This is a genomic window from Glutamicibacter sp. NPDC087673 (assembly GCF_044743255.1).
Lineage (GTDB): Bacteria > Actinomycetota > Actinomycetes > Actinomycetales > Micrococcaceae > Glutamicibacter.
This window is the reverse complement of record NZ_JBIUWB010000004.1, coordinates 149321-173629: the sequence shown is the minus strand read 5'-3', so window position 1 is coordinate 173629 and position 24309 is coordinate 149321. Positions and strand designations below refer to the sequence as shown.

Below are 24309 nucleotides of genomic sequence, written 5' to 3'. Positions count from 1 at the left end.
CCCTCCTGTTCTCGACTCCGTGTTTCGGTCATCATCTCCAATAATAGTCCCGGGCCAAGACCCAAGTCTGGTTAGGCATACTTTCCGTCGGCGCGCCGTACGTGGTGCACGTCCCCTGCCATCACGTGCTTCCGCTGCCCGGTTCCATATTCCAGAACCAACGAGCCGTCTGCGCCCAACTCGACCGCGTTGCCAACCAGCGTGGATCCATCGGGGAATTCCACACGCACTTCATGTCCCAGTGTGGCCAGCTTGTCGCTGACGAGCTGGCGCAAAGATTTTCCATTATTTCCCGGCAACGGCATCTGCGCAAAGCCGCCGACCCGGCGGAAACCCTGATCCAGTGCTGCGAATTGCTTCAGGTACTCAGCCAGCAGTTCGGTGCGGTCTAAGTTCTGGGCGCCAGCCAAACGCAGGGACGTCGCGGTGGGCACCGGAAGCTCGTCCCGGTTCTGGTTCACGTTGATTCCGGTGCCAACCACTACCCCGTAGCCGTTGCCAGTTGGAACCATTTGCGCCAGTATGCCGCAGACTTTCTGCTCTCCGGCCAACAAATCGTTGGGCCATTTGATGCCCAAGGGAACGCCGCCGATATTCTCGGCGGCTCGGCTCCAGGCCAAGGCCGCAAGCATGGTGTACCAAGACAGGGATTCGGCAGGGAAGCTGGGACCCGGCACCGCCAAGACACTGACGGTCAGGGAGGATCCTGCCGGAGTTACCCATTCACGGCCCAAACGCCCTTTGCCTGCCTGCTGGTGCTCCGTGAAGTACACGCTGAGGTGGCCGGCATCCCCATTGCCAGCCAGTTGCGCCAACTCGGTATTGGTTGAACCGGAGGTTGGCTTGATATTAACCAGCCCCAATTCCAGCTGGGCGGTGAGCTCGGTGAAGAGCCGGGAATCGAGAACTGCGCGGTCGGTGCCATGCGGGTTTTCCATACCTCCAACCCTATGGCACCGGCCGATGATTATGCTTAGTACTGCCTCGTCATCTGTCTAGAGGAAGATGTCTTCAACCAGCGGGACTTCGGGGTTCAAGGTGTACTTCTCCAGGTCCGTCTCGCCAGCCAGCGTCAGCACCTGTCCATCCGTGAAGAAGTTTCCGCTGACTCCGGCTGGCGGGCTGGCAAGAATGGCCATGGCGGCATCTGCCACGACCGAAGCATCGCGCGCTCCCTGAACCATTTTCTGTCCGCCCGGCAGGTTCCGGATGGCTGCGGTATCGATCAGGGTTTCGGGCCAGAGCGAGTTCACGCCGACGCCATCGTCCTTCAGCTCTTCGGCCAGGCCAAGGGTGGTCAGCGACATGCCGTATTTGGCCATTGTGTAGGCCAAATGCCGTCCAGCCCACTTCGGATCCAGGTTCAATGGCGGGGAGAGGGTGAGTATATGGGCATGCTCGGAGGCGCGCAGGTACGGGAGCGCGGACTTGGAGAGCAGGAAGGTGCCGCGAACGTTGATGTCCTGCATCAGGTCGTAGCGCTTCATATCAAGCTGATCGGTCTTGGCCAGGTTGATGGCCGAGGCGTTGTTGACCACAATGTCGATGCCGCCGAACTTTGCCACGGCCTCTTCCACCGCGCGCTGCACATCGGCGTCCACGCGGACATCGCCAACTACGGCCAGGCCCTTGCCACCTGCTTCTTCGATCTGCGCAACGGCGGTATGGATGGTCCCTTCCAGTGCCGGATGCGGCGTATCGGTCTTGGACAGCAGGACCACGTTGGCCCCCTGCCTGGCTGCGGCCAGGGCGATAGCCAGGCCGATGCCGCGGCTACCGCCGCTCATCAGGATGGTGCGGTTTTCCAGGTTCCCGGGAACAGGTGCGATAAGAGTGCGCGATTCACTAGTCATGTGATATAGATTACGCGATGATCCGCCACTAAGCTACTGTTCAGTAACTTATTCTGGCGTGCCACGCACCAGATATCGGGCCATTTTGTAAGATTCCTACAAACAAATGAGCTGTTTGCCCAGCTAGACTGGCTTAGTTGGCATTTTTCTTGTGCCATTCCTACACATTGAAGACAACTCGAGGGAGTCGAAGGCATGACGCAGGGCAGAACCGAGGCAGCCGAGTCAATCGACCTGTCCACCACCGCCGGAAAGCTTGCTGAGTTCCGCCGCCGCCAGAAGCTCTCTAAAGCGCCAAGTGGCGAAGCAGCGATTGAAAAGCAGCACTCCCGCGGCAAGCACACTGCCCGCGAACGCATTGAAATGCTCATGGACGAGGATTCCTTCGTTGAGTTCGACGCCCTCGCAGTCCACCGCTCCACCGCCTTCGGCATGGAGAAGAAGAAGCCATTAGGCGATGGCCTGGTCTCCGGCTACGGCACCGTCGATGGCCGCCTGGTGGCTGTCTACTCCCAGGACTTCACCGTCTACGGCGGCTCCCTGTCCCAGGTCAATGGCGAGAAAATCGTCAAGGTCCAGGAATTTGCGCTGCGCAACGGCTGCCCAGTTGTCGGCATCCTGGATGGCGGAGGTGCCCGCATCCAAGAAGGCGTCGCTTCCCTGGCCATGTTCGCCGACATCTTCCGCAACAATGTCCATGCCTCGGGCGTTGTCCCGCAGATCTCGCTGATCATGGGCCCATCGGCCGGTGGTGCAGCGTACTCCCCTGCACTGACCGACTACGTGATCATGGTCGACAAGACCAGCCACATGTTCATCACCGGTCCGGACGTCATCAAGACGGTTACCGGCGAGGAGATCGACATGGAAACCCTGGGCGGCGCCCGCCAGCACAACGCCAATACCGGTACCGCCACCTATCTTGCGTCCGATGAAGAAGACGCCGTGGAGTTCTGCAAGGAACTGCTGGACTTCCTCCCGTCGTCCAACCTCTCGGATCCGCTGATTGCCGAATTCGATGAAGAGCTGGATATCACTGCCGAGGACCTGGAGCTCGATACGCTCATCCCGGACTCCGCCAACCAGCCTTATGACATGCGCACGGTCATCGAGTCGGTTGTCGACGACGAGCATTTCTTTGAAATGCAGTCGCTGTACGCACCGAACGTGATGATTGGCTACGCCCGCATCGAAGGGCGCACCGTGGGCATCGTCGCCAACCAGCCAATGCAGTTCGCTGGCACCTTGGATATCGCCGCCTCGGAAAAAGCTGCCCGCTTCGTGCGCAACTGCGACGCCTTCAACATCCCGATCCTCACCTTCGTGGACGTGCCAGGCTTCCTGCCGGGCAAGGACCAGGAATTCCAGGGCATCATCCGCCGCGGTGCGAAGCTGCTCTACGCCTACGCCGAGGCCACGGTGCCGAAGCTGACCGTGATCACCCGCAAGGCCTACGGCGGAGCGTACATCGTGATGGGTTCGAAGAAGCTGGGCGCGGACCTGAACCTGGCTTGGCCTACCGCGCAAATCGGCGTGATGGGTGCCCAGGGTGCAGTGAACATCCTCTACCGCCGCGATCTGGCCGCGGTGGAAGCCGAAGGCGGAGACGTCGAGGCACGCCGCAAGCAGATTATCGACGACTACGAGGCCGAACTGCTCAACCCCTACCAGGCGGCGGAGCTGGGTTACGTGGATGCGGTCATCGCCCCGAGCGAGACCCGCTTCCAGCTGGTTCGCGGCCTGCGCGCGCTGCGCGAGAAGCACGTTAGCCTGCCTCCGAAGAAGCATGGCAACATCCCGCTGTAAGCAGCAGTGCCTGCTCGCCTAGTACCAGCTAAAACCAATAAGGAGCACTCCCATGGAACAGAACGCTGCGTTGCCTGTTGCCCCGCAGATCCGCGTCACCAAGGGAAACCCCAGTGACGAGGAAGTGGCGGTAGTTACCGCGCTGCTCGCTGCCATGGGCAATACTCCGGCTCCTGCACCAGAAGCCGCCGAGCCCAAAAAGCGTGTAGCCCGGATCCGCAGGCGCCGGGCGCTGGCCCCGCGTTTGGGCTGGACTATTGGCCGGCGCTAAGGCCTCCTGAAAGCGATGGCCCGGAACGTTCCCTAGCGGAATTTTCCGGGCCATTGCTCTGTGCAGCGCCGCTGGCATCCTAGTCTTCGTCGGGAACTTCGAAGTCCAAGATGGCTAGGTCTGCACGAGTCACCAGATGCGAACTCACAGCATGTTCCACCAGTCGCGCCCTGCGGTTGGTGGCCAATTTTCCAGGTCCCCCGCGCAGCCCGGCCACGCCGGCCTTGTCCAATTTGTCGCAGACGTTATCGAGTTTGCGATTAAACTTCGTAATTCCCCACCCCAGCCGGGCGGCGGCAGCGGCACTCGTGGGAATTGAACTCAAGCCAGTGCCTTCACGGCGCAGCATCGGCTCAGCCAGGACAACGACCAAGGCCCGCTGGGCACTGGTCAGCACCACCGGGCCAATGGTGGTCTCGCCCGAAGCGTCGTAGTCCATGTAGGCCTGCCGGAATGCGGGCTGCGCAACATGAATCGATAGCTCGTAGGTGGTGGGACCGGCGGTGAAAACCACACCCACCCGGTTCAGCACCAGGGGCAGGCTCGATTCCGGCGAGAGCCAGGCCTGCAGTCCGCCGGTACGGTCAGCAATCGTCGCGGTCAGCCGGCTACCGACATTATTAAGCCACCACAGCCCGCTTTGCTTGGTAATCGTCAAGAAGTGCCGGTGCAAGTAGGGATTGTCGTCGATGGCCAGGTCGCCTTCTCGGCCGATGGTGAAGGGCTTGGCGTCGTGGACAGGATAGTACTGTCCGCAGTACTCGATAGTTACTTCACTCATCTCTCTTGCCTACTTTCCTGAACCTGCGGCGGTGCAGAACCGTGCTCCATCCGAGATACGTCCATCATCGCGCACGAGCTTGACCTCGATACAGGTTTGTCCGCCTTTCCCGATCTCGGTAGTGGCGCTTGGGGACATCGTCTGCTTGTATTCTCCCGTTTCCGTGGCGGTAATTGGAGCCCACCGGTAATGGTCTGCCTTATTCGGTTCTGGGTTGGACCAACGGAAAGTTACAGTTTCTCCGACCGTGGAGTACGCAAAATTATCCACCTTCGGCACAGTGCCGCCAACCAATGCATCCTTGGGCCCGTCCGTCGCTGTAATAGGCGGGCCAGAACGCTGTGCAGCATTTTGGTCCGGCAAGTACATGTTGGCAATGACAGCGCCGCCAACCAGGAGAAATAGCACAAGGCCCACTGCGATGAAGACCTTCGGCAGGCCCTGGCGCGTCTTCGGTTCTGCCGGCGCGTCCACCGGCGTTCCTGATTCGCCTGGAGCTGCGCTCTGCTGGCCCGGAGCCGAAATGGAATCCTTCGGCATTTCCAGCCGCGGTATTGGAACTGACGGTCCTGCCTGCCGCAGCCGTTGCCCGGGAACGGAGGAAATCATCGGTGGGGCAGGCAGCGGACGCTGCGCATCGCTAATCGAAGTAACATTGCGAACGCGAGTGCTCTCGCCGTGATCTTCGTCAACCGCTTCTGCAGGTTCTTCAAGTACTTCAAAGGGCGTGACCGAGAAGCCCAGCTCGATCTGGATTCGTTGCATCGAGCGGGCCAGTTCGGCAGCCGAGCCGAATCGCGACGCCGGGTTCTTCGCCATGGCTACCGCCAGCGCCTGGCTCAATGATTCAGGAACATCAAGCCGTTCCAACGGCACCAACGGCGTATTGCAAATCCGCTCAATGAGTACTGCCTGCGAATTATCCTGTCCAGGACGGACGAATGGCGAATGCCCGGCCAAGATCGTATAGATCGTGGCACCGAGCGAGTACACATCCATGCGCACACCCGGAGGCATGCCATCGCCGAAGGCTTCCGGTGCGGACCATGGCACCGAAAGCCCAGCGGTGTGTGAACCGATAGTTCCCGAGATGCCGAAGTCGGTCAGCGCCGGCCTGTTGTAGTCGGTGGTCAGCACGTTTCCCGGCTTGATATCGCGATGCACAATGCCAGCAAGATGCGCAGTATGCACCGCTGAACACAACTGGATCGCCAGGGACAGCGTTTCATCAATGCTCAGGACGCCACGACGGTATCGGACGTCCAAAGAAGGCCGGGAACAATACTCCATGGCCAAATAGGAACGTCCGTCTTCGGTGATCTCCGCTTGGTAGATCGTGACAATATACGGATGAGTGGACAGCTGGGCCATCAAGTTGGCTTCCGCCTCGAATCGCTGGCGGGCTTCCTCATCGCTGACATCCGCCAGCAGCACCTTCACCGCCACCTTGCGGTTGGGCCGGTGCTGCTCGTACAGGTAGACATCGGAAAATCCGCCCGTGCCCAGCGGCTTGACGTAGGTGAATCCCGGGATCTGCGGTGCCGGAGCTGGCGCGCGCCGCAGGCTCACGGCAGATCCTCGAAGCGTATGCTCACGCCATCGCCCAGATCAGCAACATCGCCGTTGATCAGCATGATCTCCTGGTGCCGGGACAGGCGCCGTGGCCGCTGCCCTTCGCGCAGGAGCACGGTGCCATTGGTCGCACCCAGGTCAACCAGCTGCACATGCCATCCTTCCACTCGCACATGCAGGTGCGAGCGGGAGATGTCACCGCTTGGGCTTTCCACCTTCAGCAGGCGGGGATCGGTGTCGGATTTGATGGCTGCTGCGCTTGGCTGGCGCCCCAGGATCACCGAGCGGTTCAGTTCATGGGCGTATTCGCGGGCGCCACCGTGATCGCTGACAATCATGCGCCCCATGGCCGGTTTGCGAACTTGCTGCGCTTGGCCGGTGAGGCGCTCGCCGCATTCCCGGCAGGTCGAGGCCGTTGGAGGGTTGGGATGCCGCTTGGAGCAAGAGCGGGCCAAGATGAATTCATTCAGCGACACCGAATTTTCGGTGCCGTCCTTGGCGTCCAAACCTGAAGCGGCGCTGGATTTCGGAACACTGGAGCCGCGGATGATCGTGTGCTCGTCGTCGGCTGGTTCAACCGGCCGCGCCGAAGAGGCAGGACTTCCCGGGCGCGGTTTGATAATCGTGTCCAGATCATCGCCCTGGCCGGTATCGTAGACGGTCTCTGCTGCACCTCTGGCGCCCAGCAGCTGTCCGCCCAGCGATAGTTCCTCCGAGTAGGCTTCCTGCTCGTATTGTGCTGGATCCTGAGTTTCTTCCGAGACTTCGGTCGGCGGCAGCGCATAACTCGTTGCCGTGCCATCTGTCTGCTCATCCCCGGCACCCTGTGCAGATACCTTGGCCGCGTCGGCTGCCTTGGCTGCTCGTGCCAACACAGCTGCGGGGCCCTTGGGATCTCCTGCTTCTTTGGACGGCGCGGCGGCGCCCGGGTCGGATGCCGGCTTGGCGGCAGTTGGCGCTGGTTCTTTCGCTGCCGCTGGGGCCTTTGCCGGCGCGGGCGCAGCAGCAGGCTTGGCCGCGGTTGCTGCGGGGGTCTTTGCCTGCGCGGGCGCCGCCGCAGGCTTAGCCGCAGCTGGCACTGGTTCTTTCGCTGCCGCTGGAGCTTTTGCCGGAGCAGCCGCCGGCTTGGCAACAGCGGGGGCCGCCGCAGGCTTAGCCGCAGCTGGCGCTGGCTCTTTCGCTGCCGCTGGAGCTTTTGCCGGAGCATCCGTCGGCTTGGCAACAGCGGGGGCCGCCGCAGGCTTAGCCGCCGTTGCTGCGGGGGCCTTTGCCTGCGCGGGCGCAGCAGCAGGCTTAGCCGCAGTTGGCGCTGGCGCCTTGGCCGCAGCGGCGGCAGGCTTGGCCGCAGCGGCGGCAGGCGCCATCACGCTTGGAGCTGCTTTGGCCGGAGCCGAAGGGGTGGCAGGTGATTTGGATGCGGCACCGGCGGGCGCACCAGCAGCGGCGTCCCCTTCGGTGCCCCACTCAAGGCTTGATACTCGAACAATGCCTTCGCTAATTGGCAGCGCGAACGCAGCTTCAGGATTCGCCGAACCGGTGCTCAAAGTCCAGGTCTTCGACTCGCCAAGTTTGCGTTCGGTCCAGGTCGCAATGCCGGCACCGCTGACCAGCTCGTCACCGGCAGCTGTCCGTGCGGTAAATTCTGGGGCTCCCCGCAAGACCAGATGCGGTGCCCTGTCCCGGGAAACCAAAGCGAAGTTCGGCAGCTCGGCAATGTTCATCTGGTAAAGCGGCAACAGCTCTGAGAGCAGTGCTTCCACCGTCGTCTTCCCAACGAGGTTGGACCACAAAACGTTGACCTGTTCGGCGCTGGCGCTGGCAGGAAGCAGGACGATGTGCTGGTTATTCACCAGGGCGTACCAGTCTCCGGGAATGTAACTCAGGCCGTTCATGATTTCTCCTCTTGGTGGCTCGTGGTCGATATGCGTGGGATTGTAATGCCAACATCATCGGGGTGCCCATACTGCACGTCGGCGACGATCACGCTGATATTATCGCGTCCTCCGGCGTCGATGGCCGCTTGGACCAGTTCCTCGGACGCCTGCTGCGGATCCGGGAAACGCGAGAGGATCTCCTGGATTGCGGCGTCGCCGACTTCGCTGCTCAGCCCATCTGAGCAGACCAGAATGCGTTCGTGCCCTGCTAGTGGCACCAGCCAGTAATCGGGTTGGCTGTTGGCGTTGATCCCCAATGCGCGGGTGATGACGTGCCGGCGCGGATGGGTGGCCGCTTGCGCGGCGTCCAGCTGGCCGATATCCATCAGCTCCTGCACTTCGGAGTGATCGATGCTGACCTGTTGCAGCAATCCTTGGGCCCACAGGTAGGTGCGCGAGTCGCCCACGTTGAAGACCAGCAGTTCGGGTTGTTCTTCCTGCCCGCTGGAGGTCCTTGCATCAATCAGCACGGCCCCGGTGAGTGTGGTTCCGGCTCGGCCGGAGCCTGCCTCCACAATGCTGCGGTCAGCTTCAAGCAGCAGCGCGTCCAGGGTTTCCGGATCGAGATTGGTGCCGGCGTCTTGGAATCCTGCACCCAGGATCTTGAGGCACAGGGCGCTAGCTATTTCACCTGCCTCATGCCCGCCCATGCCATCGGCAATGGCCAACAACCGTTCCGAGGCCAGCAAGCTGTCCTCGTTCAGGGCGCGGCGCAGTCCACGGTCAGTTGCCTGGCCGTGGCTGAATCTGAGGCTGGCTGCCGGGCTAGTATCTGTCATGGACGTTCCACCTGGAAGTAGCGGTCACCGAAGTACACCGTATGGCCAATCATTGCCTGTTCCGGCTTGCCCGGGACAAGTTCGCGCACGTTTCCATCTTCATCGACAATGGATGAGCCGTTGCCCGAATCCCGGTCCGTAACCCAGACACTGCCTACTCCCGGCTCGATCAGCAGATGCGTTTTGGAGACGGTGCGTTCCGGATCATCCACCGCGACCAGGTGAACACCTGCATCGCCGTCTGCGTAGGAAGGGTTGCGTCCGATCAAGATGCTGCCAGCAAGGCCAAGGCACCGGCTATCGTCAAAGAGCAGATGCAAGGCATCAGGCGATTGCGAACGAATCTGCGTGTGACCGAGATCTGCATCCGGGTCACCACCGGACTTGGACGAAGGGACTTCAACGATCTTCGCCTCCGGCTTAGGCTGCGAGGCAGGACGGGGACGAGCTGCTTTCTGCGCCTCAGGCGCATTGGCGCGCACGGCGCCTGGCACCGAATCGATGACTCCCGAGGACTTGCCGGGCTCTTCTTCTGGTTCGCCCACGAAGCGACGGCCCGGAGCATACTGCTGCTCAGGCGCGAAAGACCCCGGTCCCCCGGTACCACCGGTAGTCAGCGGATCCCGTCCAGCCTTGATATCCAGTACCAGCGTCCCGGCCGCCTTATCGTGCCATCCCTGCTTCTTGCCGTTCGCGTCGAATTGGTTGGAGATCACCATCAGCACCGGTCCCAGGATCGGAACGATACCCGCGACGGCTATCAGCAAACGGCGAATAATGGTTTTACCCCAGCCCGGGCGCTCGCCTGACACAGTAGCGGTGCGTAACCCGAGGAGCACATTGCCAAGACTCTTGCCTGCAGCAGCTTCCCACCACCACAAGAACACCGTGTAGGCCAGAGCCAGGACGCCGTACAGGATGTACGTTCCGGCGATCTCGCCCATGATCTGCGGCGCATCCAGCGAGTTCACCATCCTGGATCCGATCATCGGCAGGAAAATAGCCGAGAGGACCAGTACTGGCAGGAAGTCGACGAGCCACGAAAGCAGCCGCTGCGCAGTTCGGGCATCTACCAGGTCCATTTTTACCGCCATGGCTTGCTCCTGTTTTTCCGTTGCAATGTTCGTGCCGTGGTAACCGTTTTAGCCGCCAACTCGTGTATCAGAGAGCGTGGAGAGTATTTCACCCGCATCTTGCCGAAGAAGCCCAGCGGCTCCTGCATCTTCTGGGTCTGCGCAATGACATCCTCCCAGTACTTCCGCACTTGCTCTTCGGTCGGTTCTTCATGCGCGAAGTTCGCCGCATCCGCACGCTGCGCCAGCGACTGCACCGGGCTGGACAGCGCCGGGAAACCGTCGGCCAGCACGCCGGCACTTTCCCGCCGGGTCGCACCGCTGGCAGTCGCGATTCGGTGGTCAGTGGCATGGCTGAGCAATTCCTGCCAGCCACCGGTCACGCGGTCACCGGCGCTGCCGGTTTGAGAACGCTTCTGCCTGCGGCGCAGCTTCAGCAAGGCAACCAGCAGCAGCGGCGAGAGCACAAGCAGCACCGAACCCAGCGAAATGCCGGCGACAATGATGACCTGGCCCCAGCGTTCCCAGAAGGTTTTCGGTTCCTCTTCGACTTCCTGCGGCTCCGGTGCAGTTTGCGGAGGCAAATCCGCTTCTTCCTGCGCCGGTGGTGGCGGTTGCAGCACCTGCGGCTGCGGCACAGCCTTGGGTTCCTGTTCCGGAGGAGTGGGCTGCTCGTCTTCATTCGGCGTCGGGTTGAAAGCAACCCAGCCTATTTCCTCGAAAGCGATCTCCACCCAGGCATGAACATCGGACCCCTTGATTTCAACGGCCTTCCCCGGCGCGTATTCCTCCGGGTAGAAACCCATGACTACGCGCGCAGGGATCCCTTGCTCGCGGGCCATCAGCGCCATCGCGACAGCATACTGCTCGTCATCGCCGATCATCTGCTCGGCATCGAGCAGGCTGGTGATACGTCCCGCTCCGTGCCCGGAGAGCGAGGGAACCTGGCCCTCGGTGCCGTTGGAGAAGAATCCGGTTCCGGAAAGCATGGCTTCAATGCTCCGCACGCGCTGCAGGTCGCCGCGTGCCGTACCGGTGAATTCGGCGGCCTTGGCTCCCGCCGTGGCTGGCACATTGGCCAGCTCTGGCATGCGGAACTGCGCCAAATCCAGTTCATTGAGCTGGTCATCGCTCGGCTTGGCGGGGAAGAGCACCTTAGCCGTGTAGGCATCGCCCTTCTCCAGGCCAATGGAGCTCAGCGCGCTTTCAGAGGTATCGCTGTAGAACAGGGAACGGGCCAGTTCATCTTCACGACCGCCGGCCAGATCCAAGCCCATGAGCTTGCCTCCGGAAGGAACCCACACCCCTTCATAGTCCTGGATCGAGATTTCAAGTTCAGCCGCTTCGCGGCCTTCCAGCGTCTGGGCAGAACGAATATCGCTGGCATCACCCACGGGGGCAAAACTGCCACCAGCGGAAGGATCCACGTTGATGACCATGCCGTTGTAGGAATCCAATGCGGCCAAGCGGATGCGCTCGTCCTTTGGCAAACCCTTGACGGTCAGCAGGGTGTCGTCAGCCATTGTCTTCACATACTTGCGGAAACTCGTCAGCGGGCTTGGATAATCGTAGAGATCCACAGGCGGTTCCAACGCATCGCGCCACACCTGGCGCGGGGTTTCGGGGGCCAGCAGCGGAGTGGCCGCGGCGGTCGCTACGCCGGCTCCGGCCAGCACCAGGGCTCCGGCAATGATGCGGCGCAGCAACATCTGCTGGCCGCCATGGGAGTCAAGCTGCTCGTGGTTCAGCGAGCTGAATCCGCCGGAAATGCGCGTGTCCATAAAGCGCCGCCAGGCAAGCCAACCGACCAATACCGCAATCAAGGCGACGCCACGGGCGATCGGCATCGGCACGTCGCGGGTGCCGAAAACAATACCCAGCACGAACATCGCCAGCAGCGGCAGCAAAGTCCAATACGGCGAGCGCAAATGCCAGGCCGCCAAGCCGGCCAGCAGCGCGGTGAGCAGCGCGGAAAGGAAGGCCACGATCAATACGCCGCCGTAGGAGCCTACCGGTGGCGCCACGGTGAGCATGTCTTTCCAGCTGAAGACCAGGCCGGTCAACAAGGTGCGCAGGGATTGCCCGGTGGGCAAGATTCCGAAGGCAGCCTCGCGTGGAGTCGCCAACGGCGTGCCCAGCACGAGGTACAGCAGTGCGAACAGGGCCATGGTCCGCCACGTGCCCAGCTTGAAGTGCACATTGGCCCAGGCCAATGCAAGACCGGCAACAATTCCGCCGACGGCAGCCAGGATGAAGTTCAAGCTCGCACCGTAGGCGTCCAGGAGACCCAGGGCACCAAGGACCAGGGCCAATCCCAGGCAGATCGCGTCAACGCCGAAGCGCCAGAGGGGCAAAGACTGTTTCATGCCACGGCCTTTCGCAGCATCAAGCCGAGTTCTTCCAGCTTGCCCAGGCTCAGTACCGTCAGCTCGCCAATGTTCGAGCGCGTCGGCTCCATGCCGGTCTCGCACCTGATAGCGATGGCGCGCACTCCGGCAGGCACATGCATCCAGGCTTCACGCAGCGACTTTGCACTGGTCCTGGTGCCGGTGAGGAAGAAAAGCACCGACGCTCCGGGCACGATATCGGCGGTGTGGCGAACCACCTGCACCAGGTTCTCGCGCTGGCCAGCGGCTGCTTCGATGCGGGTCAGCGAGTCCATCATCATGCGGCCGCTGTCGGTGCGCACCGGACCTTGCTGGGTCACGATGGCCAGCTTGCGCTGTTCCGCCACTGCCTGCTGCCCGATGGAGGCAGCGACCGAAATAGCCAGTTCGAAATCTTCCTCTGCGTGCGCCTCGCAGTACTCGTCCAGATTGGTGCTCAGGCTCAGTGCCAGGTGCGAACGCCGGGTCTCTTCGAACTGGCGAACCATCAATTCACCGGTACGCGCCGTTGACTTCCAGTGGATATGGCGGCGGTCGTCTCCTGCCTGGTATTCGCGCAGGGCGTGGAAGGACACATCGGAGTTCGAGAGATCCGAAGTGGGCATGCCTTCGAGGTCGCGGATGAAACCAGCAGAGGAGCCATCGAGCGCGGTGGTGCGCGGATGGATGAACAGCTCGTAGCGGTCGGTCCATTTCACCTGCCGGCGCAGAATGGCGAAGGGGTCCTGGCGGACCGAGCGGACCGGCCCCACCTCCAGCACCTGGCGGCGCTGGGTCGGGATGGTGAACAGGTCTTCGTGCGTTCCTTGCGGCTCCAGGCGCGGGATCCGGAACTGGGCGGCACCATGGCCTACCGGAAGTTCCATCATCACCGGCGCTGCGCTGCGCGAGGCCTGGTTGGCCACCTGCAGGGCGCCAACGGCGCGGTCCCCCACAGCGACACGGGTGCGGTGCAGGTCCAGGTCCACGCTGAAATCATTGCGGCCCAGGATGAATCCCACGGAAGCCAGCAGCAGCAAGGTGGCCATGAAGGCGCCGAGCAGGGCCTCCTGCCAGCCGAAACTGGCGCCCAGGATCCACAGGAGAATCGCTGTACCCAGCAGCACGAAGCCCAGCGGCGAAATGACCGTGGTGACCGGTGCGAGGAAACGGGTGCTGAATTCCTTGACCCGCGCTGTTGCAGGGCGCAGGTATTCGCGCAGCACCTGCATTGCTTCGCTGGCCATGGTCAGCGACATTTCGGCCCTGCGATTCAGCCTGGTGCTCCGTGCAGAACGCTTAGCTCGTCTGCTCATTAATGCTCGTCCTGGTCCTTGCCGGCGGCCGGAGCGGAGTCTTCATTGCCACGGCGGGTTGGGGCCGGGACCTTGCGCAGCACCGAAGTGATGACCTGGGCGGAGGTGGTGCCGGTGAATTCCGCTTCCGGGTCCAGCACCAGACGATGGGTGAAGATATAGGGCGCCAATTCCTTGATGTCATCCGGCAGCACGTAGTTCCGTCCCTGGCTGGCAGCCCACACCTTGGCCGCGCGCACCATCGCCAGGGCTCCGCGGACCGAAACTCCCAAACGGGTTTCCGGAACTTCGCGGGTCGCTTCGCACAGCGCCGCGACGTACTCCAGCACTGCGGTGTCCACATGCACGGTGGTTGCCAGCTCAGCCATTTCCACCACTGCTTCGGTAGTGACGATGGCGCTCAGCGCGGTCGAGCGGTCACGCTGGGTGCTGCCCGAAAGCAGCGCCACGGTGGCTTCCCGGTCCGGATACCCGATGGAGGTCTTGATCAGGAAACGGTCCAGCTGGGCTTCGGGCAGCCGGTAGGTACCGGCCTGCTCGATCGGGTTCTGGGTGGCAATCACCATGAACGGGCGAGCCTGCGGGTAGGTGGTGCCATCGACGGTGACCCGCCCTTCTTCCATGACTTCCAGCAACGCCGACTGGGTCTTTGGAGACGCGCGGTTGATCTCATCGGCCAGCACGAGGTTGGCGAAGATCGGTCCATGGTGGAAGTCGAACTGCCCGCTGCGCTGGTCGTAGATGGTGATGCCGGTGACGTCCGAGGGCAACAGGTCCGGGGTGAATTGGATGCGCGAGTTGCTGCCCCGCACCGTGGCGGCCAGCGAGCGGGCCAGCATGGTCTTGCCGGTGCCCGGTGCGTCTTCGAGCAGCACGTGCCCTTCGGTGAGCATGGCAGTTAGCACCAGCTTGATGGCCTGGTCCTTGCCCAGGACGGACAGTCCGACATTGGACACCAATTTGGCGAAGGTATCGCAGAACCAGTTGGCCTGCTCGGTGCTCATGGTCATGGCAGTGTTTGTTCTTTCTGTACGTCTTGATGCTCGGCCGATGCCGCGCTTATCTGAAATTAACCCGGTCGGATTCCGTGCCGTCGATTTTCGCGAAGTACGGCTGGGCATATCCCGATTCGATCACGCATGGCAAGTCCTTGGAGGCCCGGCCATTGCCGTCGACGTTGAAGGTCACGTAATTATCCGAGAACATTCCCTTGGAGTGGTAGCACTGCGCCAGGTAGGTGTGGGTGCCCGGGTCGAAGTCGTAGAGCTCCACGTGGTACTTGTAGCAGTTCGGCGGGCAGGTGGAGTTCGCGTAGCCGTTGTACAACGGTCCTTCGGACAGCTTCACCGAACGGGCCGGCTTAGGATTGGTCTGATCCGTTTTGGACCAGGACTTGCTCTGGCCTTCGGTATCCGTTGCCACGATCTTAAGGGTGCGGCTGGTGGAGTAGCCCAGGTTGCTGACCTTCTCCGTACCGTCGTTAGCCGTGTTAGACCCGTCAATGGCTACCGTCTGGGTGACCTTGCGTCCGTTGGATTCGCCGGCGGCTGTATTCCAGCTGAAGGAAATCCAGTTATCGCCATGCGACGAGGAAATCTTCGCGTTATCGCGCAGCGGACCGTAGGCGCTGGTCTGGTTGCTGGCCGGGCTGGGGTCGCCCGGGCCGGCAGCATTCAAGGCACGCACGCGCCAGGTATGCGCGGTGCCGTTGGAACCGGTGTCGATCACCGAGCCGGGGCCGCCGAAGGACTGCCACCCTCCGCCATCGGCGGAGTACTGGTATCCGGTGATCTTCGAGCCGTTGGCCGCAGGAGCCTGGAAGCCCAGTTGCACCATGCGATTGGCGCCGGTGGCCTTGGCGCTCACGCTGGACACGGCCTTTGGACGCCCGTACGGGGTCACCGCCACCGAATTCGAGCTCTGTTCCGAGCTGCCCTTGCGGTTGGTTGCCGCGATGGTGAAGGTGTAGGAACCCGAGGTGCTCAGGCCGGTGACCGACTGGCTGGTCTGGTTGGCCGCAATGGAGCCAATGGTCTTCTCCGGGGTTCCGGACTTGTAGACGCGCAGGGCATAGCCGGTGATCGGTGCGCCATTGGTGCCCGGTGCGTTCCAGGCGACGTTGACCACGCCGCCATCCACCGCGGATTCCTTGCGGGCCGCGGTGGGGGCGGACGGCTTGAACGGCTTGCCAGCCGGGGTCACGGCTGCCGAGTAGGCGCTGAAGGCCGATGGCTTGGATGCCTTGTTCACCGCACGCACGCGGACCTGGTAATCGGTGCCGTTCTTCAGGCCCTTCCAGGTATAGGAAGTGCTGGTAATGCCGGTGACCTGGGTGACGCCGTTGGCCGGTGCCGGGGAGATCTCCAAGGTGTAGCTCTGGATGGCCGAACCCCGGCTGGCGGGGGCAGTCCACTTGAAGGCCGCCTGCTGGTCGCCGTCGGTGCCGGTCGGGGCGGCAGGCTGTTCGGGTTCCACGTCCGGTCGGGCATCGGCTGACGGCGCCGAGGCCGGGGACTGGCCGATCTCGTTGGCGGCGGTCACCGTGAAGTTGTATACGGTGTCGTTGGCCAGCGGGGTGATGGTGCAGGTGGTGGTGGCGCACCGCTGGGTGTGCCCGCCGCCGGTCACGGTGTAGTGGGTGATCTGCGAGCCGTTGTTGGCCGGTGGATCCCACTGCAGCACAGCCTTCTCATCCCCGGTGGACTGGACGCGTGGCAGGCCCGGGGCTTCCGGGGCGCCCTTGACGTTCAGCGTCACGGTACCGATGACGTTGCGTGCCACGTCTTCGGTGACATCGCCAATGGTGTATTCCACCCGCATGGTGCCCACGAAGTTGTCCTTCGGGGTGATGGATACCTTGTCGCCGCTCGTTTCCACTTCCCCGGTGTCTTCCAGGGCGCGGGCGTTGATCAGGCGCAGCGGGCCTTCATCCGCGTACGGGTTGTGGTCGTTGGCCAGCACATCGACCACTTCGGTCTTGCCCTGGGCCGCATCGGCCACGTTATCGGCCACAGCTACCGGCAGCTCGCGGACCGAGCCGGTCACGGTGATGTTCATGGCGGCCGGAACCGGCGGGTTCACACCGTCGCTGACCGTGACGGTGACGGTACCGGTGGTGCCCTTCGGGGTCGAAGCTCCGGCGCTGACCTTCAGGTTATGCTCTTCGACCAGTTCGGCCTGGACACCTTGGATATCCACCGAAGAGATGGCGAACTTCAACTTCGGAACGTCGTCTTCATTGGCATCGTTGGCGGCCATGCGCAGGTCCAGGAAGGCTGGCTCCTCGCCCTGGCCCACGGCCAAGGCATTGGCCTGCAGGGTCGGAGCGAAGTTCTCCTCCTGCGGCTGCTCTTCTTCCTCTTCCTCTGGCTCTTCCTCCTCCGGCTGGCCTTCTTCGTTCTGGTTCTGGCGCTCGTCGGGATCATCCTGGCGTGGAGCCGGGGTGACATTGATTGGCAGGGTCAGCTTGGACTTCAGGCCCATTTCATCGTCGGGGCCGGTGCCGTCGGTGACTTCGAAGCTGACGGTAGCCGAGCCGTCGAAATCGACCGGTGCACGGAAGGAAAGCTCGGTGGCGGACTTGACCAGCTCGCCGTCGTTCTGCGGCATCGAGGCCACCGACTCTTCGGTGGTCAAGCGCGGGGTGCGTCCCTCGCGGACGAGGACCAGGTCATCCAGGTTCAGTGGCAGGACCTGTCCCGCCTCGACCTGCAGATTCAGCCCGCTGCGCAGGATTGGCCGTGCTCCAGCGGTGCCTGGCACATGGACGAAGGCAGTAGAAGCCAGTTCGTCGGGGTCGGTCAGGGTGTAGGCAATGATCTGCGCGTCCTCGGTGGCGGTGACGACCAGGCCATCTTCGGTGACTTGGGCAGTAGACGGGTTATCCGGCAAGCTGATCTCCAATTCGCTGGAGCTGCCATCCGGGTCCTCGTCATTGCGCAAGATATCTACGGTCACTTGTTCATCGCCGATGACTTCTTCCAAGGAAACCCGGTCATCGCGGGCAATGGGCGCCAGCAGCTGGGCCTCTGGATCGGACTTGATGCTCAGCGTGCCCGCCGCGGTACCGCCGCGGCCGTCGGAAATCATGTAGCGCACCGAAACGTTGCCGTCTTCCGGGGGCGAGGTCAGGGTGACGCGGCCGTCAATGACTTCCACCTCCATACTGGCTTCGGTGGAGACTTCGCTCATCAAGGCGATCGGGTCGCCATCCGGGTCGGTGTCGTTGTCCATCACGTCCACCGCCACCGGGCGGTTGGGGCGCACGGTCAAGAAGTCGTTGACGGCAACCGGGGAATTATTCGATTCGGCAAGCGGTGCCACGCCGATCTTGATCGTGCCGGTGGCGCGGGCACCCAAACGGTCTTCCACCACGTAGCTGAATTCATCGGTGCCCGAGGCATCGGGGTTGGCCGTGTAGTCGATGGAGGCCCCGCGGATCTTCGCGGTGCCCATGCGCGGGGAATCGCCGAATTGCACGAGGGAGACCGAGTCGCCATCGGGGTCGATAGCGTCAATCGGGATCAGCACGTTGGTGCTGGAGCCGGCGAAGACCCGCCCGGTGACTGGTTCCGGGTTCGGCGGGGTGTTCTTTTCCAGGTCATTGGCTTCTGCCTCGGGCAGGACGTTGAAGGTGACGCTGGCGCTGGTTTCCTGGCCATCAGGTCCTGCCACGGTGTAGACCGCGGAAACCTGCTTGGCCTTGCCGCCAAAGTCGCCGGCGCGGAATCGAATCGTTTCGTCGGCAACCGAGATCAGGGACCCTTCTCCCAGATCATCAGCTTCTTCCAGCTCGGGACGCAAGAGCAGCTCTCCGCCGTTCGGGTGGATGTCGTTTTCCAGAACCTTGACGGTGGCCACGTCGTTCTCGCGGACGGTGACGGTGTCCGGGTTGGCCTGCGGCGGATCCATGCGTGGTGGTGCCGGAATCGGAATCACGCGGATGGAACCGGTCGCTTCACGAGAGCCATTGGACACGGTGTAGCTAATGGTGGTCGGGTCGGTGAGGCCGCGCACGTCGGTGATGCGGACAAAGGTATTGCGTTCTACGGAGGTGGAGAACGGCTTGTCGCTGGCGGTCTGCACGCCGGTTACCACCAGTACGCCACCGGCCGGGTCGGTGTCGTTGCCCAGCACGTTGACCAGTACATCCTGGCCGGCAGGCAGCAAGGCGACATCGCGTACCGCGATCGGATCCTCGGCATTTTCTTCCGGCTTCTTGATATCGATGCGGGCCAGGCCCGGGGCGCTGGCCGGGCCGTTGGTGGCCATGTATTCAACGTAGTAGGTTCCGGCGCGTTCGGCGCGCGCGGTCACGGTTCCGGTCTGTGCGTTGGTTTTGATTTCCAACCCGGGAACATCATCCACCCCGGCCAGCCGCAGTCCGTCTCCGCTGGGATCAGTGTCATTGTCCAGCGGGGAGAAACTGGCGGATTCATTGATATTGGCCACCACATGATCAGTTGCGGTCACCGGTTTGACGGTGGCGTCGGCCAAGACCTCGATCAGGACCCGGCCCTTGGTGCCCTCCTGCCCGTCGGAAACCTGGATGGCCAATTCCTTTTGCCCCAGCTTCTTTCCGTCATCCTGGAACGTCAAGGTGCCATCGGGCTGGACGCGGATCACATCATCGCCATCGGAAGTTCCACCGAGCAAGCGGAGGTCATCGCCTTCCGCGTCGGTCCAGTCAGCGAGCACGTTGTGGCTGACTGACTCGCCCTGCTGCACGCGCAGCACGGTGGTGCGCTTTTGTTCCGGAGCCTTATTGGTTTCATCGTCCACCACGTTCAGCTTGACGGTCGCGGTGTCCTGTCCCCCGCGGCCATCTTTGGTGGTGTAGGAAAAACTTGCGCCGCCCCTGGCATCTTCGGGAACCACAATCTGGAATCCGGTGCCGTCATGGACCGGCTGCACGGCACCTACCGAGGGCGCAGCGCCTTCCAGGTTCGCGGTCAGCAAATCGCCGTCCGGATCCACGTCGTTATAGAGCACCGGCAGCAAGGTGGTGCGGCCGGGGCGTACCGAATAGCTGTCGTCCTCGGCGATCGGCTTCTTGTTTTCCTCGGTGCGGTTGGGCAGCTCGATGGCGTCGGTGATTTCCTTGGTTTCTTCTTCCTTGGCTTCGCCCTTGCCAGCAGGCGGTTCCAGATCACTCCAGTTGCTGACGATTTCCATGCCTTCATTGGCCAACCAGACTTGCCCCGAATGCACGTCGTTGAGCACGACCACGTCCCGGTTGACACGGAACGCCAGTTCAGCGCCTTCTGGCATTTCCGGAATTGCGGTGCTCTGGTTATGTGCCGGGTCATCGCAGAAGCGCAGATACTCGCCGCTGGTCTGCCAGGCCGCGTAGGTGCACGTTCCCACGCGCACCGGCTGGATAGGGGTGCCAGCGGTTTCCAGCTGCTCATAGTTGGTGTCCTTGCCGGACAGGCTCACCGTTGCCAGCGACTGGTCCAGGGCCACAGCAATGTTCTCGGCTGCCGGGCCCGGAGACTGGATCCGGGCGTTGGCAGGATTCTCGAGAATTGCGGAGTTGCCCTCCGAGGTGACCAGTTCGCCGGTGGCTTCATCGAAGACCACGCCGATCTTGCCGACGGACGAAAGCTGCGGCTCCTTCATTTCGGCCAGTTCCGGAATTTCGAATTCCTGGGCGAGTTCGGCTTTCCCGTCGTCGTCCAGGGTGAAGCTGGAAAGGGTTCCTGCGCCGAGGTCTGCGGCCCAGATGGTGTCGTCGGCGCCAACCACGGCGGCGACTTCGCCCTTGGACTCGATCAGCGGTTCGGCGCCTTCGCCCTTGAAATCGGCAATCTGTTCGAGGTTGCTGGCCTGGACAGTTCCGTGTTCCGCGTCGGTGACGGCGACAACGGACGCACCGAAGGAGAAGGATGAGTTAGCTGGCAGGTTGTTATCGCCAGCAAATTGCACCATCGCGGGGTCAATAGTGGTCAGCGAGGCCTGTTCCAGGTTGCGTACCAGCACGCTTTCTTCATGCTGCACCAGGTCATAGTTGGCCAGCGGGGTGGCAACGCCACCGTCGATGGTGCGCGACTGGTAGTTGACATGCCCGATCTTGCCTTCGGACTGATTGACTACCCAGACACCACCGTCGTTGAGTTCCACGTCAGCTGTTTCGAAGCCCGGATAGATAATGGCGCCGGTGACGGCAAGGGCCGCCACGACTGGGATCGCAGTCACCTTGAACCCGGTGCTTTTGAGCAGTCCGGTCCATCCGGTCGAAGCGGCTTTGGCCATCTAGAGGTCAGTCCTTGGTTTGCTGGTACGAGTGTGCGCCAGAATCCGGCCTTATTCCCCATAGCCAGACTCAACGCCCTCCAATTCTAACGAACTGACAAAACCTCCGCCATGGAGAGTTCTCCCCATGGGCACTGACTGGGCGATTCATCAACGTAATACAATTCGCGTGCTTCATCTTCATCAGCGGGAACCGCCTATGCGACCGCAGATGCCCTTTGATTCCTTTTCGGCAGGTCCAGCGGCATAACCCGCGCCTGGAAGCACCTGCTAGACGACCGCGGAAGCAGTTCAGAACGAACCTGCGCAAAAGTCTTCAACAAATCTTTCATATCAACTACTGTTAGTTACATGACATCCTCTGCACCGCACCGCGAGCCTTCGGCAATCGACCAGATCGCCGAAGCCTTCTTCGTCAAGTCCCTTGAACTGACCCCGGAATGGGGAGTTTCCCTTGGCTTGCCAGGCTACGAGACCACCTATGGCGACTACTCCCCTGCTGGCACCACCCAGCAGATCAGCTTACTGCGGGAGACTTTGGGCGCATTGGCCAACGCCACTGCGGTCGACGCAATTGACGAAGTCTCGCTTGACGCGATGACCGAGCGATTGAGCCTCGAACTGGAAATCCTGTTCACCGGGCGCACCGAGCTGAACAATATCGCCAGCGCGGCACAGGAAATCCGCTCAATCATCGATTTGATGCCGCAGGAGTCCGCCGAGGACTACGCTTTCATCGCCCAGCGAATGTCCAACATTCCGGCTGCGATTGACGGCTACATCGCATCTTTGCGTGATTCCGCTTCAAATGATCTGGTTGCGGCGCAGCGCCAAGTGTCCATAGTGATCACGCAAACCACCGATTACGCCAAGGATGGCGGATTCTTCGACCAGTTGGCCACCTCCGGCACCGCAGTGGATACCACTTTGCAAGCACAGCTGGAAGCCGGAGCCGAAGCCGCGAAGAAGGCCTACCGCAAACTCACCGCGTACTTGCAAGATGAACTCCTGGCACAGGCACCGGCCGAAGACGCGGTGGGCCGAGAGTACTACTCGCTGATGTCCCGCCGTTTCCTGGGTGCCGCAGTGGATTTGGAAGAGACCTATGCCTGGGGCGTCGGCGAACTCGATGCCATCATCGCCGAGCAGCGGCGCGTCGCCCAGCAGATCAAGCCGGGCTCCACGATCGAGGAAGCCAAGAAGATCCTCAACGAGGATCCGGCGCGCAAGCTCTCGGGCACCGACGCCTTGCGGGAGTGGATGCAGGGCAAGGCAGACCAGGCCATGGCCGACTTGTCAGGCAAGCACTTTGACATTCCGGCGCCAATGGACCGCATCGAATGCATGATCGCTCCGACCCAGGATGGCGGCGTGTACTACACGGGCCCGTCAGAAGACTTCAGCCGCCCGGGACGGATGTGGTGGTCGGTTCCGCCTGGAGAAGATGAATTCACCACGTGGGCCGAGCTCACCACCGTCTATCATGAGGGCGTTCCAGGCCATCACCTGCAGATCGGTACAGCGCAAATGCAGGCCGCTACGCTCAACAGCTGGCGCCGATTGATGTGCTGGGTTTCCGGCCAGGGCGAAGGCTGGGCGTTGTACTCCGAGCGCCTCATGCATCAGTTGGGCTACCTCGATGACCCGGGCGATTACATGGGCATGCTCGATGCCCAGCGCATTCGAGCCGCGCGAGTGGTCTTTGATATTGGAGTTCATCTGGGCTTGGAAGTTCCTGCGCAATGGGGCACGGGCACCTGGAATGCCGAAAACGGCTATGAGTTCCTGGAGAAGAATCTGGACATGCCCAAGGGGCAGCTGGATTTCGAGTACAACCGCTATCTCGGATGGCCAGGCCAGGCTCCGTCATACAAGATCGGCCAACGCCTCTGGGAGCAGATCCGCGATGATCTCGCGGCCGCCGAGGGCGAGGACTTCTCGCTCAAGGACTTCCACACCGCGGCCTTGAAGCTCGGTTCAGTGGGCCTGGATACCTTGAAGCGCGCCCTGGTGAAGTAGTCTCCAGGAAATCGGCTTGGCGGTCCTGCTTATTGGCAGGGCCGCCATTCGATTCACCCTTTTTCGCTGGAAATCTGGATCAGATTGCCGCAGGTGTCATCAAAGGTCGCAACCACGACAGGCCCGGCATCCATCGGTTCTTGCGTGAAGTTCACGCCCAGTGAACTAAGACGTTCGAATTCCGCCTGGACATCATCCACGGCAAAGGAGGTTGCCGGGATGCCATCTGCTTTCAGCGCTGATCGGTACGGCCCAACGGCAGGGTGAGCTGAAGGCTCCAGAAGCACTTCAGGACCTTGCTCCTGATCGGCTGCGACAAGGGTCAGCCAGCTGTATTCCCCCACAGGGATATCGTGCTTGACCTTGAAGCCCAGCACTTCGGTATAGAACGCCTTGGCTTTCACCTGATCGTCCACGAAAACACTAGTGATGTAGACCCGCATCTTTTTCCTTCTTTCAGTTTCGGCACATGCAGCAACCACGGATTCCCCACGCCTTGATGGTTTCTACCTTTCCACATCGTTCCGACAGGTCAAGATCATGGAAGCAACACTGAAGAGCCAAGCTTCACCTTCCAAGGAAAAACGACAACAACCTATTGATTAACGATAGATAATAGCTGACAATCATTAGATGACGAGTCTCGCAGTTATATCCGCCCGAACCGCAATTATCGCAATTTTCCTCGGGGCACTCCTTGTCCAAGTGCTGATTTTGCCGATGTTCATCGAGGAGGCCATCTACATTCATCCCGAAGTGGCCCATCTGGCGATCCCGTACCGGTGCGCAGTGACGGCCGGGCTCATTGGCCTGCAGATGGCCCTCATTTGTTTTTGGATCCTCGCATCGAAGCTTCGGCGCCGAACCATCTACCAGGTCAGCTCACTGCACTGGTTCAGCATCGCCATTTGCGCCGCCGCTGCAGCAACCCTGCTGGTCCTGGGACTGGGAATTCACCTCTTGGCGTTTATCGGCGCTGGCGGTCCCGGAGTCGCCTTTGCCGTTGCCGGCGGGGCGGCGCTGGGAGGAGCTGCCACTTGCTTGCTGGTCGCACTGCGCGGCATGCTCGTGTCCAGGATACGAAAGCTAACTGCGTGAAGTGAGCGAGGCTTCACCAATCACAGTCACGGCGATTAGTCCAGCAACAATGGTACGGAGCTAAAAATTCCCATGTGAAGATCTGTGTCCCGCACCGAAGTCTCCGCACGACTCGTGCGTCATTTCGCCGGTCCAGTGACCCTTTTCAGTGCAATAAAGCACAAACGGCGAAATACCGTCATGTTGT

General features: G+C 61.7%; 16 protein-coding genes. 4 read left to right on the top strand and 12 right to left on the bottom strand.

What is annotated here, in order from left to right; genetic code table 11:
- Positions 1 to 71: 71 nt before the first annotated feature.
- Positions 72 to 938 carry a biotin--[acetyl-CoA-carboxylase] ligase gene (locus ACIOTL_RS10960; RefSeq protein WP_332498394.1) on the bottom strand — a complete coding sequence of 289 codons (867 nt, stop codon included), beginning with the start codon at positions 936 to 938 and terminating at the stop codon, positions 72 to 74.
- Between the two features lie 57 nt (positions 939 to 995).
- Positions 996 to 1853: an SDR family oxidoreductase gene (locus ACIOTL_RS10955; RefSeq protein WP_400342622.1), complete on the bottom strand. Its 858-nt coding sequence runs from the start codon at positions 1851 to 1853 to the stop codon at positions 996 to 998.
- A gap of 195 nt (positions 1854 to 2048) precedes the next feature.
- Here ACIOTL_RS10955 and ACIOTL_RS10950 point away from each other — a divergent pair, with 195 nt between their 5' ends.
- Together ACIOTL_RS10950 and ACIOTL_RS10945 are read left to right on the top strand one after the other, a co-directional pair.
- Positions 2049 to 3659 (top strand): acyl-CoA carboxylase subunit beta, encoded by a 1611-nt coding sequence (locus tag ACIOTL_RS10950; RefSeq protein WP_105657137.1) that lies wholly within the window; start codon positions 2049 to 2051, stop codon positions 3657 to 3659.
- A 52-nt stretch (positions 3660 to 3711) separates the two neighbouring features.
- Complete coding sequence (locus ACIOTL_RS10945; protein WP_105657136.1) at positions 3712 to 3930, top strand: acyl-CoA carboxylase subunit epsilon; 219 nt, start codon at positions 3712 to 3714, stop codon at positions 3928 to 3930.
- Between the two features lie 79 nt (positions 3931 to 4009).
- Here ACIOTL_RS10945 and ACIOTL_RS10940 read toward each other — a convergent pair whose 3' ends face one another.
- From ACIOTL_RS10940 to ACIOTL_RS10900, 9 genes are read right to left on the bottom strand one after another with little or no spacing between them, the layout of a single operon-like run.
- Positions 4010 to 4711 (bottom strand): hypothetical protein, encoded by a 702-nt coding sequence (locus ACIOTL_RS10940; protein WP_400342620.1) that lies wholly within the window; start codon positions 4709 to 4711, stop codon positions 4010 to 4012.
- 9 nt (positions 4712 to 4720) lie between these two features.
- The gene (locus tag ACIOTL_RS10935; protein ID WP_400342619.1) at positions 4721 to 6280 is read right to left on the bottom strand and encodes a serine/threonine-protein kinase; all 1560 of its coding nucleotides are present in this window, start codon (positions 6278 to 6280) and stop codon (positions 4721 to 4723) included.
- Positions 6277 to 8175 (bottom strand): FHA domain-containing protein, encoded by a 1899-nt coding sequence (locus tag ACIOTL_RS10930; protein WP_400342617.1) that lies wholly within the window; start codon positions 8173 to 8175, stop codon positions 6277 to 6279. Before ACIOTL_RS10930 ends, ACIOTL_RS10935 begins: the two co-directional genes overlap by 4 nt.
- On the bottom strand, positions 8172 to 8996 hold the full coding sequence (locus ACIOTL_RS10925) for a protein phosphatase 2C domain-containing protein (RefSeq protein ID WP_332487810.1): 825 nt from the start codon (positions 8994 to 8996) through the stop codon (positions 8172 to 8174). The genes ACIOTL_RS10930 and ACIOTL_RS10925 overlap by 4 nt, the downstream gene beginning before the upstream one ends.
- Positions 8993 to 10090: an RDD family protein gene (locus tag ACIOTL_RS10920; protein WP_400342615.1), complete on the bottom strand. Its 1098-nt coding sequence runs from the start codon at positions 10088 to 10090 to the stop codon at positions 8993 to 8995. The genes ACIOTL_RS10925 and ACIOTL_RS10920 overlap by 4 nt, the downstream gene beginning before the upstream one ends.
- On the bottom strand, positions 10081 to 12435 hold the full coding sequence (locus ACIOTL_RS10915; RefSeq protein ID WP_400342613.1) for a DUF4129 domain-containing transglutaminase family protein: 2355 nt from the start codon (positions 12433 to 12435) through the stop codon (positions 10081 to 10083). Before ACIOTL_RS10915 ends, ACIOTL_RS10920 begins: the two co-directional genes overlap by 10 nt.
- Positions 12432 to 13751 (bottom strand): DUF58 domain-containing protein, encoded by a 1320-nt coding sequence (locus ACIOTL_RS10910; protein WP_105661753.1) that lies wholly within the window; start codon positions 13749 to 13751, stop codon positions 12432 to 12434. Before ACIOTL_RS10910 ends, ACIOTL_RS10915 begins: the two co-directional genes overlap by 4 nt.
- Positions 13751 to 14761 carry an AAA family ATPase gene (locus tag ACIOTL_RS10905; protein WP_400342611.1) on the bottom strand — a complete coding sequence of 337 codons (1011 nt, stop codon included), beginning with the start codon at positions 14759 to 14761 and terminating at the stop codon, positions 13751 to 13753. The genes ACIOTL_RS10910 and ACIOTL_RS10905 overlap by 1 nt, the downstream gene beginning before the upstream one ends.
- A gap of 49 nt (positions 14762 to 14810) precedes the next feature.
- Positions 14811 to 21005 (bottom strand): Ig-like domain-containing protein, encoded by a 6195-nt coding sequence (locus tag ACIOTL_RS10900; RefSeq protein WP_400342610.1) that lies wholly within the window; start codon positions 21003 to 21005, stop codon positions 14811 to 14813.
- A 351-nt stretch (positions 21006 to 21356) separates the two neighbouring features.
- Between ACIOTL_RS10900 and ACIOTL_RS10895 the strand changes: the two genes are divergently transcribed.
- Positions 21357 to 23024 carry a DUF885 domain-containing protein gene (locus tag ACIOTL_RS10895; RefSeq protein WP_400342608.1) on the top strand — a complete coding sequence of 556 codons (1668 nt, stop codon included), beginning with the start codon at positions 21357 to 21359 and terminating at the stop codon, positions 23022 to 23024.
- 53 nt (positions 23025 to 23077) lie between these two features.
- Here the strand turns inward: ACIOTL_RS10895 and ACIOTL_RS10890 are convergent, their stop codons facing one another.
- Positions 23078 to 23467, bottom strand: a complete 390-nt coding sequence (locus ACIOTL_RS10890) for a VOC family protein (protein ID WP_400342606.1) — start codon at positions 23465 to 23467, stop codon at positions 23078 to 23080.
- 190 nt (positions 23468 to 23657) lie between these two features.
- Here ACIOTL_RS10890 and ACIOTL_RS10885 point away from each other — a divergent pair, with 190 nt between their 5' ends.
- Positions 23658 to 24122: a DUF2975 domain-containing protein gene (locus ACIOTL_RS10885; protein ID WP_400342604.1), complete on the top strand. Its 465-nt coding sequence runs from the start codon at positions 23658 to 23660 to the stop codon at positions 24120 to 24122.
- Positions 24123 to 24309 lie beyond the last annotated feature (187 nt).

Excerpts from the sequence above, each read along its gene's own strand:
- ACIOTL_RS10925 (WP_332487810.1), bottom strand. The coding sequence starts at position 8,996 with ATGACAGATACTAGCCCGGCAGCCAGCCTCAGATTCAGCCACGGCCAG.
- ACIOTL_RS10910 (WP_105661753.1), bottom strand. The coding sequence starts at position 13,751 with ATGAGCAGACGAGCTAAGCGTTCTGCACGGAGCACCAGGCTGAATCGC.
- ACIOTL_RS10940 (WP_400342620.1), bottom strand. The coding sequence starts at position 4,711 with ATGAGTGAAGTAACTATCGAGTACTGCGGACAGTACTATCCTGTCCAC.
- ACIOTL_RS10885 (WP_400342604.1), top strand. The coding sequence starts at position 23,658 with ATGACGAGTCTCGCAGTTATATCCGCCCGAACCGCAATTATCGCAATT.
- ACIOTL_RS10955 (WP_400342622.1), bottom strand. The coding sequence starts at position 1,853 with ATGACTAGTGAATCGCGCACTCTTATCGCACCTGTTCCCGGGAACCTG.
- ACIOTL_RS10915 (WP_400342613.1), bottom strand. The coding sequence starts at position 12,435 with ATGAAACAGTCTTTGCCCCTCTGGCGCTTCGGCGTTGACGCGATCTGC.
- ACIOTL_RS10900 (WP_400342610.1), bottom strand. The coding sequence starts at position 21,005 with ATGGCCAAAGCCGCTTCGACCGGATGGACCGGACTGCTCAAAAGCACC.
- ACIOTL_RS10890 (WP_400342606.1), bottom strand. The coding sequence starts at position 23,467 with ATGCGGGTCTACATCACTAGTGTTTTCGTGGACGATCAGGTGAAAGCC.
- ACIOTL_RS10905 (WP_400342611.1), bottom strand. The coding sequence starts at position 14,761 with ATGACCATGAGCACCGAGCAGGCCAACTGGTTCTGCGATACCTTCGCC.
- ACIOTL_RS10945 (WP_105657136.1), top strand. The coding sequence starts at position 3,712 with ATGGAACAGAACGCTGCGTTGCCTGTTGCCCCGCAGATCCGCGTCACC.
- ACIOTL_RS10930 (WP_400342617.1), bottom strand. The coding sequence starts at position 8,175 with ATGAACGGCCTGAGTTACATTCCCGGAGACTGGTACGCCCTGGTGAAT.
- ACIOTL_RS10920 (WP_400342615.1), bottom strand. The coding sequence starts at position 10,090 with ATGGCGGTAAAAATGGACCTGGTAGATGCCCGAACTGCGCAGCGGCTG.
- ACIOTL_RS10960 (WP_332498394.1), bottom strand. The coding sequence starts at position 938 with ATGGAAAACCCGCATGGCACCGACCGCGCAGTTCTCGATTCCCGGCTC.
- ACIOTL_RS10950 (WP_105657137.1), top strand. The coding sequence starts at position 2,049 with ATGACGCAGGGCAGAACCGAGGCAGCCGAGTCAATCGACCTGTCCACC.
- ACIOTL_RS10895 (WP_400342608.1), top strand. The coding sequence starts at position 21,357 with ATGACATCCTCTGCACCGCACCGCGAGCCTTCGGCAATCGACCAGATC.